The organism is Streptomyces apricus, from assembly GCF_008369065.1.
GTDB classification, from domain to species: domain Bacteria; phylum Actinomycetota; class Actinomycetes; order Streptomycetales; family Streptomycetaceae; genus Streptomyces; species Streptomyces apricus.
In genome coordinates this window covers 1,091,043-1,102,382 of record NZ_VDFC01000046.1, presented here as the reverse complement: position 1 = coordinate 1,102,382, position 11,340 = coordinate 1,091,043, and the positions used below count along the sequence as shown (strand labels likewise).

Genomic DNA, 11,340 nt, shown 5'->3' with positions numbered 1-11,340 from the left:
GGGTACCCCTGCCCGTTGGTCGAGCCGACGAGCCGGTCGACCGCCGCCGTACCGGAGCTGTAGCCGGTCCCGGTGCTCAGCTCGGGCACGGCGGCGGCGGCCCTCCTGACGGTCCCGTAGAGCACCGACTCCAGGCCGGACACCAGGCGTTGAACATCCGCCTGGGGGCGCACCACGAGCCGCAGGAAGCGGCTGGACGAACCGATCTTGTTGCCGCACTCCCGGACCAGGATCCGGTGCTCGGTGAGCAGCCGGTCCCGGACCACGGTCCCCTCGGCGCCCACGGGCAGGCGCACGAAGAGGAAGTTCCCCTGCGAGGGGTAGACGGTGAGGCCGGGCAGCGCGGACAGCTGCCGCGCCATGTCCAGCCGGTCGCGCCGCACCATGTGCAGGCTCTCCACGTACTCGGGCCCGTAGTCCCGGAGCATGAACACCACGGTCTCCGCGAAGGCGTTCAGGTTCCACTTCGGCAGCATCGAGCGGATGCGGCCCGCCAGGCCCGGGTTGGCCACCATGTAGCCGAACCGCACGCCGTGCAGGCCGAAGTTCTTGCCGAGGCTGCGCAGCACGATGACGTTGGGGCGCATCACCGCCTCCTCGACGATGCTCGGCTCGCTCTCCGCGTCGGCGAACTCCAGGAACGACTCGTCGATGACGATCAGGTCGAGGTCGGCGAGCGCGTCGCAGAACGCCAGGACCGTCTGCTTGGGCAGGAAGCCCCCGTCGGGGTTGTTCGGGTTGCAGATGACGGCCGCGCGGGTGCCCCGGGAGCGGATGAACTGGATGTACTGCGCGGGGTCGAGGGCGAAGCCGTTGCTCTCCTGGAGGGGGAACATGTCGACGCGCTTGCCGGTCTCCAGCGGCTGGTCGGTCCAGCGGCCGAAGGTGGGGACGGGGACGGCGAGCGACTCCCGGACCAGCAGGTGGTCGATCCAGGTGATCAGTTCGGTGGAGCCGTTGCCCATCGCCACGCACTGCGGCGGCAGCTGGAGCAGGTTGCACAGTTCGGCGGTGATGGTGTCCGCGCTGCTCGGGTAGTACGTGATGATCTCGCGCAGCCGCCCGGACAGCTCGTCGAACATCGCGGGCGAGGGGAAGTACGGATTGCACGGGATGCAGAAGTCCAGCGGACCCGCCTCCCCGCTCTCACGCGCCAGCGCGGCCATCGAGGGGCTGTGCGCGCCGGTGCGGAACAGCGAGGTGACTTTGTCGGCCATGGACCCTCCGTCCTTGAGGGGCGGCCCGTGCGGGGATACGCGGGCCGTCCCTGAGTACGGGCGGCGGGGTGTCTCTGTTCAACGACTGTGAAGCGATGTGGAAATTGTGAACCCGCTGTGAAGAACGGTCACAAGGTGAACGAATGGACCGTCGTCGACCGGTACGTCCCGCCCGGCCGCAGCACGGTCGACGGGAACTCCGGGCGGTTCGGCGAGTCGGGGAAGTGCTGGGTCTCCAGGCACACCGCGTCGCCCTGCCGGTAGGCCCGGCCGCCGGGGCCCACCAGGGTGCCGTCCAGGAAGTTCCCGGTGTACAGCTGCACGCCCGGCTCGGTCGTGGCGATCCTCAGGGTGCGCCCCGAGACCGGTTCCCGCAGGGTCGCGAAGTGCTCGGGCCGCTCGGTGGGCCCCTTGTCGAGGACCATGTTGTGGTCGATGCCCTTGGCGTGCAGGAGCTGGGGGTCCGAGCGCCGCAGCTCCGCCCCGACCGGCTTCGGGTGCCGGAAGTCGAACGGGGTGCCCTCGACCGGGGCCAGCTCACCGGTCGGCACGAGCCCCGCGTCGACCGGCGTGTAGCGGGACGCGGCGATCATCAGCTCGTGGTCGTGGACGGAGCCCGCGCCCTCGCCGGCCAGGTTCCAGTAGACGTGGCTGGTGAGGTTGACGACGGTGGCCCGGTCGGTGGCCGCCTCGTAGTCGACGCGCCAGTCGCCCTGCGCGGTGAGGGTGTAGGTGACCTTCACCGTCAGCGTGCCGGGGTGGCCCATCTCGCCGTCGGGGCTGGTGCGCCGCAGCACGAGGCCTACGTCGGAGCCGGTCGCGAACTCCTCCACGTCCCACACCCGCCGGTCGAAGCCCTCGGGCCCGCCGTGCAGGTGGTGGCCGCCGTCGTTGACGGGCAGCCGGTGCTCCTCGCCGTCGAGGGTGAACCGGCCCCCGGCGATGCGGTTGCCGTAGCGGCCGATGAGCGCGCCGAAGTACGGGCTGGACGTCTCGTACGTCTCGACGTCGTCGAAGCCGAGCGAGACGTTGGCGTACCGGCCGCGGCGGTCGGGGAGTTCCAGGGACTGGACGATGCCGCCGTACGACAGGACCTTCAGCCGTGTGCCGCCGTTCTCCAGCGACCAGCGGTGGACCTTCGTTCCGTCGGCGAGTTCGCCAAAGAGTTCTTTCACCGGTTCCTGTCTTCCCGAGACGTGGCAGTTCTTGTCGTGCACATCTTGTCGTGCACAAAGAAAAAACGGGGCCCCGTGGACAGTACGTCCACGGGGCCCCGACCTGCACGTTACGAACCGACCTTGCGCTTGTTCCACACGTCGAAGCCGACCGCCGCGAGCAGCACCAGGCCCTTGATGACCTGCTGCCAGTCGCTGCCGACACCGACGAGGTTCATGCCGTTGTTGAGCACGCCGAGGACGACACCGCCGATGATCGCGCCGAGGACCGTGCCGACGCCGCCGCTCATCGACGCGCCGCCGATGAAGGACGCGGCGATCGCCTCCAGCTCGAAGTTCACACCGGCCTTCGGCGAGGCCGCGTTGAAGCGGGCCGCGAAGACCAGGCCGGCCAGCGCCGCGAGCATGCCCATGTTGAGGAAGACCAGGAAGGTGACCTTCTTGTCCCGCACGCCGGACAGCTTCGCCGCGGGCAGGTTGCCGCCGATCGCGTAGATGTGGCGGCCGATGATGGCGTTGCGCATCACGTAGCCGAAGCCCACGACCAGGACGCCGAGGATGATCAGCACCACCGGCGCGCCCTTGTAGCTGGCGAGCATCAGCGTCACCGTGAGCACGGCGGCGACCAGGGCGACGATCTTCAGCAGGAACAGCTTGAAGGGCGGCACCTCCAGCGCGAACTCCTGCTGCCGGCGGCGGTCGCGCACCTCCTGCAGCACGATGAACGCGATGACCGCGAAGCCGAGCAGCAGCGTGAGGTTGTGGTAGTTCGTGTCCGGGCCGACCTCGGGGAGGAAGCCGTTGGAGACCTTCTGCAGGCCCTCGGGGAACGGGCCGAGGGTCTGGCCCTCAAGGAAGATCTCCGTCAGACCGCGGAAGGTCAGCATGCCCGCCAGGGTCACGATGAAGGACGGTATGCCGAGATACGCGATGAAGAACCCCTGCGCGGCTCCCGCGGCGGCGCCCATGAGCAGGCACAGCACCACGGCCAGCGGCCAGGGCATGTCGTGCTTGACCATCATCACGGCCGCCACCGCGCCCACGAAGGCGGTGAGGGAGCCGACCGACAGGTCGATGTGGCCCGCGATGATGACGAGCATCATGCCGATCGCGAGGATCAGGATGTAGCTGTTCTGCAGCACCAGGTTGGAGACGTTGCGCGGCAGCAGCAGGTCGCCGTCCGTCCACACCGCGAACAGCACCACGATCAGGCCGAGCGCGATCAGCATGCCGTACTGCCGCATGTTGCGGCGCATGCCCTCCATCATCAGCTGCAGCAGGCCGTCGCCGCCGCCGGCCGAGCCGCCCTTGCCGGCGGGCGCCGGAGCCGGGGACTTGGCGGTCACATTCGTGCTCATGGGTCCTACCTCTTGTCCTTCGTCATCTGGCGCATCAGCACTTCCTGCGTGGCCTCGGCCCGCTGGACCTCACCGGTCAGCCGCCCGGCGGACATCGTGTAGATGCGGTCGCACATGCCGAGCAGTTCGGGCAGCTCGGAGGAGATGAAGACGACCGCCTTGCCCTCGGCGGCCAGTTTGTCGATGACCGTGTAGATCTCGAACTTGGCGCCCACGTCGATGCCGCGGGTCGGCTCGTCCAGGATCAGCACGTCGGGCCCCGCGAAGATCCACTTGCTGAGGACGACCTTCTGCTGGTTGCCGCCCGACAGCTTGCCCACCGGCTCGAAGACGGTCGGCGCCTTGATGTTCATCGACGTGCGGTAGCCCTCGGCGACCTGCCGCTCCTCGTGCTCGTCGACCACACCGCCCTTGGCCACCTTGCCCAGCGCGCTGAGCGAGATGTTGCGGTTGATGGTGTCGATGAGGTTGAGGCCGTAGTGCTTGCGGTCCTCGGTCACGTACGCGATGCCGTGCCCGACCGCCTCGGACACGGTCTTCGTACGGATCTCCTTGCCGTCCTTGAGGACGGTGCCGCCCGCGTAGCGGCCGTAGGTGCGCCCGAAGACGCTCATCGCCAGCTCGGTGCGCCCGGCGCCCATGAGCCCGGCGATCCCGACGATCTCCCCGCGGCGCACCTGGATCGACACGTCGTCGACGACCTTGCGCTGCTGGTCGATCGGGTGGTGCACGGTCCAGTTGCGGATTTCGAGGGCCGGGGCGGAGCCCACCTCGGTGTCGTGCGGGGTGCGCTCCGGGAAGCGGTGGTCGAGGTCGCGCCCGACCATGCCGCTGATGATCCGGTCCTCGGTGGTCTCCGGCGCCTTCACGTCGAGGGTCTCGATGGACCGCCCGTCGCGCAGGATGGTCACCGAGTCCGCGACCGCCTCGATCTCGTTGAGCTTGTGCGAGATGATGATCGAGGTGATGCCCTGGTCCTTGAGGCCCAGGATCAGGTCGAGGAGCTTGCCGCTGTCCTCGTCGTTCAGCGCCGCCGTCGGCTCGTCGAGGATCAGCAGCTTCACCTTCTTCGACAGCGCCTTGGCGATCTCGACGAGCTGCTGCTTGCCCACGCCGATGTCGGCCACGCGGGTGTCGGGGTGCTCGTCCAGACCGACCCGCCGCAGCAGCTCGGTGGCGTGCCGCAGCGTCTCGGTCCAGCTGATGAACCCGCGCGTGGCGTGCTCGTTGCCGAGGAAGATGTTCTCCGCGATGGAGAGGTACGGCACCAGGGCGAGCTCCTGGTGGATGATCACGATGCCGTGCTGCTCGCTCGCCCTGATGTCCTTGAACCGGCAGGACTCACCCTCGAAGAGGATGTCGCCCTCGTAGGTCCCGTGCGGATGGACGCCGGAGAGGACCTTCATCAAGGTCGACTTGCCGGCGCCGTTCTCCCCGCAGATGGCGTGGACCTCGCCGGGCCGGACGCTCAGGGAGACGTCCGACAGCGCCTTGACGCCGGGAAAGGTCTTGACGATCGAGCGCATTTCCAGGACGGGTCCCGCCATGGTCGTGCCTTCCAATCCTTGGAGACGGGTGGTTACTTGAGGTCGCTTTCCTTGATGTAGCCGGAGTCGACGACCGTCTCCTTGTAGTTGCTCTTGTCGACGTTCACCGGCTCCAGCAGGAACGCGGGGACGACCTTCGCGCCGTTGTCGTACGTCTTGGTGTCGTTGGTCTCGGGCTTCTTGTCGTTCAGCACCGCGTCGACCATCTTCGAGGCGACCTCGGCCAGCTTGCGGGTGTCCTTGTAGACCGTCTGCGTCTGCTGGCCGTCGATGATCGACTTGACCGAGGCGACCTCGGCGTCCTGGCCCGTGACGATCGGCAGCGGCTTGCTCTTGGAGCCGTAGTCGTCCGACTTGAGCGCGGACAGGATGCCGATGGAGATGCCGTCGTAGGGCGAGAGGACCGCGTCGACCTTGGCGGTCTTGTACGTCGAGGTCAGCAGGTCGTCCATGCGCTTCTGGGCGGTGCCGCCGTCCCAGCGCAGGGTGGTGACCTGGTTGAGCTTGGTCTGGCCCGACTTGACGACGATCTGCTTCTTGTCGATGTACGGCTGCAGGGCGTTCATCGCGCCCTTGAAGAAGTACTGGGTGTTGTTGTCGTCGTTCGAGCCGGCGAACAGCTCGACGTTGAACGGGCCCTTCTTCGAGCCGTCCTTCAGGCCGAGCTTCTCGACGATGTAGCCGCCCTGGAGCTCGCCGACCTTCTCGTTGTCGAACGACGCGTAGTAGTCGACGTTCGGCGAGTTGAGGATCAGGCGGTCGTAGGAGATGACCGGGATGTCCGCGTCCTTGGCCTGCTGGAGAACGTTGTCCAGGGACTTGTTGTCGATCGCCGCGATGATCAGCGCGGAGACGCCCTGGGTGATCATGTTCTCGATCTGCGAGACCTGGGTGTCGGGGTCGTCCTCGCCGAAGGCCAGCTTCGTCTTGTAGCCCGCCGCCTTGAGGTTCTTCTCCACGTTGGCGCCGTCGGCGATCCAGCGCTCGGAGGACTTGGTCGGCATCGCGATACCGACGGTGGAGCCCTTCTTCGACTCCCCCTTGCTGCTGTCGCTGCCGCCCTCGCTGTCCTGCCCGCAGGCGGAGAGGGTGAGGGCGAGGGAGGCTGCCGCGGCTATGGCGGAGAGGGCTGCCTTGCGATTGCGCATGATCATCTTCCTTGATGCTCTGACGGGGGCTCGGTGTTCATCCGTGAGGACGTGGAGCGCGGAACGACCGAGAAGGGTGTGTGGGATTGTGTTCGGCCACGTCGTCTTTTGTGAAGGGGGTGTGCCCGGAACGTTATGAGGGAATGTCAAACCGTTGGAGTGCTCCCGGCAGGCGCGAACCGAGCGGCGCCATGTCGCCGTCCGCCCCGTGCCGCGCCAGCAGGTCCAGCGCGAGCCGGCCGCGCCGCACCCTCTCCCGCGCCGTCGACAGGGTCAGGTCCCGCAGGTGGTGCCCGTACGGGTAGATCCCCGGCGCCTTGGACAGGCCGAACTTCAGGTACAGCGGTGCGCCGCGTCTGATCAGCTCGGCGACCTCGTACATGCGCACGTAACCGCCGAGATCGTCGGGGGCCTCGATGTACATGTCCATGGGGGCGGCACTGACCCGGCGGATCTCCGTCAGGTGGTCCAGCGTGAGGTCGCTGGGCACGTTGATCGAGTCCCCGCCGAGCTGCTCGTACACGGCGTACGCGGCCGGGTTGACCGGACCGATGAGCGCCGAGACCTTGAGCGTGGTGTCGGCCGGGATGATCCCGGCGACACGGGCCCTGTGCAAGGTCCACAGCACGCCCTCGTCCGCCACGAGGAGGCACTTTACGCCCAACTCCGTTGCGCGCACGGCGTCTTCGAGACAGCCCGCGACCGCATCGTGACCCCGGGCCCGGGTGCCGCCGCCACCGGAGTCGGTACGGGTCGAGCCGCCGATGTCCCACGTGCCGCGCGGGCCGGTGAAGAGGCAGAGCTCGATGTCGCGCTCGGCCGTCGCCTCGACCATCTCGGTGATCTCGGCGTCGGTCAGCATCCAGATGCCGCTGCCCTGGCTGATCCGGTGGATCGGCACGTCGAGCCGCGAGGACTCCTTCAGGACCACGGCCAGCGCCTCGGGCCCCTCGCACGAGGGGATCTCGGTGCGCCAGCGGCCGCCTCCCGGGAAGGTGTGCGGCGAGGCGTCGGCCGGGGACAGGGCGGGCGCGCCCAGGCCGAGCGCGGCGAGTGCCTGCTCACCGGGTCGGCGGGGCCCCTGGGGGGAAGCGTCGGTCACGGGCTTTCCTTAGCTCTGGCAAAGTGTGCGTTCGATATGTCGGACATGGTTCGTGTCGGTGGGTGTACGCCGGTACGGAGCGTCAGGTCTCCGCACCGGCGCACGGATCTGGGGCCGCCGTCCGGCGCCGCCGCCCTAGGGCCGCAGCAGCACCTTGCCGACCTTCGGATCGCCCGAACCGACCAGCTCGATGGCGTGGGCGAACTCGTCCAACGGAAGTTCGTGCGTCACCAGCGGCAGCGGGTCGAGGAGCCCGGCGCCGAAGACCCGTACCGTGTGCGCCCAGGCCTGCGGGGGCGCCCCGAAGACGGTGTGCACCTCCAGCTGCCGTACGACGAGGTCGGTGGGGTCCAGGCCCTCGGCGCCCGCGGCCGGGATGCCCGTGAGCACCAGCCGCCCGCCGCGCCGCAGCAGGGACGCGGCGGTGGTCGCCGCGGTCGCCGAGCCGGCGGTCTCGATCACCACGTCGAAGTCGTCGGGCAGCTCCTGGTCCCGGGTGCGGAAGTCGGTGGCGCCGAAGGTCCGCGACAGCTCCTCGCGGTCCGGGCGGGTGCCCACCACCAGCAGCTCCGAGGGCGAGCCGGCCCTCAGGAACTGCACGGCGAACATGCCGAGCGTGCCGGTGCCGACGACCGCCACCCGCTCGCCGGGCCGCGCGTCCGCCTTCAGCGCCGCCGCCGCGATGCAGGCGGCCGGCTCCAGGAGCGCCGCCGCCGTGAGGTCGGCGTCGTCGGGCAGCACGTGCAGCAGCCGCGCGGGCAGCGTGAGCGTGCCGGCCATGGCGCCGGGCTGCGTGAAGCCCGTCTCCTCGTAGCCGGCCGTGCACAGCGTCGTCTCGCCCGCGTGGCAGCGGTCGCAGACCTGGCAGTTGCGGAAGCCCTCGCCCACCACCTTGCGGCCCACCAGGCCCCGCGGGACCCCGGCGCCGACCGCCTCCACCGTGCCGGACCACTCGTGGCCCGGGGTGAGCGGGTAGCGGACGTACCCCTCGGGCCGGTTGCCCTGGTACACCTCGCGGTCACTGCCGCAAATCCCGCTCGCGTGGACCCGTACGAGCGCCTCACCGGCGGCGGGGGCCGCGGGCTCGTGCGGGACCAGCCGGTGCGCGCCCGGCCCCTCGATGACGACGGCCTGGCTGGGGGCGCTCATGACGGCTCCGGGGCGGTGGGGCGTGTCGGGGTCGCGGAAGGGCGGTGACCCCTCCGGTCCGCCGTGGCGCGCGACGGCGACGGCGTCCGGCGGCGGTGCACAGCCTGCCACAGCCCGCCGGGCAACTCGGTGGCGGGCGCGGTCACTTGGCGGTGCCCTTCGGCTTGCGCTGCTCCCAGCCTTCCGCCCACAGGTCGAAGCGGGCCTGCTGCTGCGGGAACTCGGCCGCCGCGTCCGTGTCCAGCTCGACGCCCAGACCCGGCTCGTGGGACAGCTCGAAGTAGCCGTCGACGACCTGCGGGGCGCCCTTGACGACCTTCTTGATGTCGGCGTCCGCGAAGTCGTTGAAGTGTTCGAGGATCTTGAAGTTCGGGGAGGTGAAGCCGACCTGGAGGGAGGCGGCGGTCAGCACCGGGCCGCCCACGTTGTGGGGGGCGACCAGCATGTAGTGCGTCTCGGCGGTCGCGGCCAGCTTGCGCGTCTCCCAGATGCCGCCGATGTGGCCGACGTCCGGCTGGATGATGTCCACGGCCTGGCTCTCGAAGAGCTCGCGGAACTCGATGCGGTCGTGGATGCGCTCACCGGTCGCGACCGGCATGTCGACCTTGGCGGCCACCTTCTCCAGCGCCTTCAGGTTCTCCGGCGGCACCGGCTCCTCCAGCCACGCCGGGTTGAAGGGCGCGAGGTCGCGCGCGAGCCGGATCGCGGTGGCCGGCGAGAAGCGGCCGTGCATCTCCAGCATCAGCTCGGTCTCCGGGCCGATCGCGTCGCGGACCGCCTCGATCAGCGAGACCGCGTACAGGCTCTGCTGGTGGTCCAGCTCGAAGTGGCCGGTTCCGAACGGGTCGATCTTCAGCGCCCGGTACCCGCGCTCGACGACCGCGCGCGCCGCCTTGTGGTACGCCTCGGGGGTGCGCTCGGTGGTGTACCAGCCGTTGGCGTACGCCTTCACCCTGTCGGTGACCTTGCCGCCCAGCAGCTGCCACACGGGGACGCCGAGGGCCTTGCCCTTGATGTCCCAGCACGCCATCTCGATCACGGCGATGCCGGACATGACGATCTCGCCGGCCCGGCCGTAGTCGCCGTACTTCATGCGCTTGACGAGGTCCTCGACGGCGAACGGGTCGGAACCGAGGATGTGATTGGCCTGCGCCTCGCGCAGATAGCCGATCAGCGCGTCGGTGTGTCCGAGCATGCGGGTCTCACCGACTCCGGTGATGCCCTCGTCGGTGTGCACCTGGACATAGGTCAGGTTGCGCCACGGCGTCCCGACGACGTGTGTGCTGATTCCGGTGATGCGCACGGAGAATGCCCCTTGTCGTGCTCTGCGGCTGCTTGTACGACTCTGTTTCGACCGTTCGATATTTCGTCACACGTTCGAAATGTTGGCCAGACAGTAAGGACGGGGCGGCGCGGGTGTCAATGGGTAGGGCACGTAACGGTTTCGACGCGATGACGAGGGAAGGCGGCGAATGGTCCGCCCTTGGTCCGTCCTGTCCTCGCCCGGCCAAGCGGAACGGGCTGTTCGGCACAGAACTTTCACAGCTGCGCCTGGGACCGTGACCTTCGCGGAGTTTAGTCTTCCGGCGTCATGGACTACTGCCACCCGTGCCACCGGCACCTCAACGGCGCCCTTGCCTGCCCGGGGTGCGGCACCTCCGCCGAAGCGTGCCGGGCGTACGCGGCCTCGCTCTCGGACGCGGACCGGGAGGACGCCGACGACCGCGACGACGCCTCGGGCGAGGATGGGGAGCAGGCCGGCGCCGAGGGGCGCGGGGCCCGGCGCCGGGGGAACCGCGGGGTCCGCAGGACCCGCGCCGACCGCCGCGACCGCAAGGCCGCGATGCACCGGCGCCGGCGCCGTCGGGTGCTGTTCGTGGGGGCGGGGCTGCTGCTCGCGGCCGGCGGGCTGAGCCTGGCCGAGCTGGGCGTCGAGGGGCCGTTCTCCCTGCCGGGCGTCACGTCGAAGAAGGAGGCGTCCGCCACGTCCTCGGCGTCGGCGGACGGCTCGTCGCCGGGGTCCGCGGACGGCTCGGGGGCGGGCCCGTCCTCGGCGGTCTCGCCGTCGGCCTCGGAGTCGGAGAAGGCGGCGAAGGCGAAGGACCGCAAGAAGAAGGACAAGGACGAGGCTTCTGGGGACGCCGAGTCCTCGGCGTCCCCAGAAGCCTCGTCCTCGGCGGTGACGCCGACGGCGTCGCCCCCGGCGGGCGGGGCCACGCCGCCGGACGCGCCCGGGGCGTCGTCCCCGGGCACCTCCGACCCGGATCCGGACCCGGACCCCACGACGGAGGAACCGGCCGACCCGGACCCCACCCCGACGGAGTCGTGCGACCGCATCCTGTGGTGGTGCGCGTAGCCTGCGGCTCGCCCAAAAGATCGCGCAGTTCCCCGCGCCCCTAGAGGGTGTTGCATAAGGCCGCGTTTGGGCAGGTCAGGACCCGTGATGACAGTCTTCTGGTCATGATGCGAGGGCGAGGTTGTGCATGTGGGCGACGGCCTGGACGGCGTGGTGGAGGCCGTCGCCGTGTTGGCGGCAGTCGCGGAGGATCTTGTAGTTCTTCATGCGGCCGATGACATGTTCCACCCGGGCCCGCACCGTGCGGTGGTCCGCGTTGTCGGCCTCCTGGCCTGGCAGCAGCGCGCG

Annotated in this window: 8 protein-coding genes and 2 pseudogenes; 1 reads left to right on the top strand and 9 read right to left on the bottom strand. The window is 69.5% G+C overall.

Features of this window, described 5'->3' with window-relative positions:
- The 8 genes and pseudogenes from FGF04_RS25120 to FGF04_RS25085 form a co-directional block, all read right to left on the bottom strand.
- Window positions 1-1,217, bottom strand: a pseudogene (locus tag FGF04_RS25120) (pyridoxal phosphate-dependent aminotransferase); the annotation flags it as partial.
- Window positions 1,218-1,345: 128 nt separating this feature from the next.
- A pseudogene (locus FGF04_RS25115) lies at window positions 1,346-2,401 on the bottom strand (aldose epimerase family protein); the annotation flags it as partial.
- 101 nt (window positions 2,402-2,502) lie between these two features.
- Window positions 2,503-3,750: a multiple monosaccharide ABC transporter permease gene (mmsB, locus tag FGF04_RS25110; RefSeq protein ID WP_149513519.1), complete on the bottom strand. Its 1,248-nt coding sequence runs from the start codon at window positions 3,748-3,750 to the stop codon at window positions 2,503-2,505.
- A 5-nt stretch (window positions 3,751-3,755) separates the two neighbouring features.
- Entirely contained in the window at window positions 3,756-5,297 is a 1,542-nt protein-coding gene (gene mmsA / locus FGF04_RS25105) for a multiple monosaccharide ABC transporter ATP-binding protein (protein ID WP_149513518.1), read from the bottom strand.
- A gap of 32 nt (window positions 5,298-5,329) precedes the next feature.
- The gene (gene chvE, locus FGF04_RS25100; protein ID WP_149513517.1) at window positions 5,330-6,445 is read right to left on the bottom strand and encodes a multiple monosaccharide ABC transporter substrate-binding protein; all 1,116 of its coding nucleotides are present in this window, start codon (window positions 6,443-6,445) and stop codon (window positions 5,330-5,332) included.
- Between the two features lie 133 nt (window positions 6,446-6,578).
- Window positions 6,579-7,547, bottom strand: a complete 969-nt coding sequence (locus FGF04_RS25095; protein WP_149513516.1) for a hypothetical protein — start codon at window positions 7,545-7,547, stop codon at window positions 6,579-6,581.
- Window positions 7,548-7,682: 135 nt separating this feature from the next.
- Entirely contained in the window at window positions 7,683-8,696 is a 1,014-nt protein-coding gene (locus FGF04_RS25090; protein WP_149513515.1) for a zinc-dependent alcohol dehydrogenase, read from the bottom strand.
- Between the two features lie 142 nt (window positions 8,697-8,838).
- Window positions 8,839-9,999, bottom strand: a complete 1,161-nt coding sequence (locus tag FGF04_RS25085) for a mandelate racemase/muconate lactonizing enzyme family protein (RefSeq protein ID WP_149513514.1) — start codon at window positions 9,997-9,999, stop codon at window positions 8,839-8,841.
- Window positions 10,000-10,287: 288 nt separating this feature from the next.
- On the opposite strand from FGF04_RS25085, the gene FGF04_RS25075 reads away from it, so the two are divergent.
- The gene (locus FGF04_RS25075; protein ID WP_188114210.1) at window positions 10,288-11,052 is read left to right on the top strand and encodes an SCO2400 family protein; all 765 of its coding nucleotides are present in this window, start codon (window positions 10,288-10,290) and stop codon (window positions 11,050-11,052) included.
- Between the two features lie 102 nt (window positions 11,053-11,154).
- Here the strand turns inward: FGF04_RS25075 and FGF04_RS25070 are convergent.
- Window positions 11,155-11,340: transposase family protein (locus FGF04_RS25070; RefSeq protein ID WP_328596407.1), on the bottom strand; the 186-nt coding region annotated here is incomplete at its 5' end.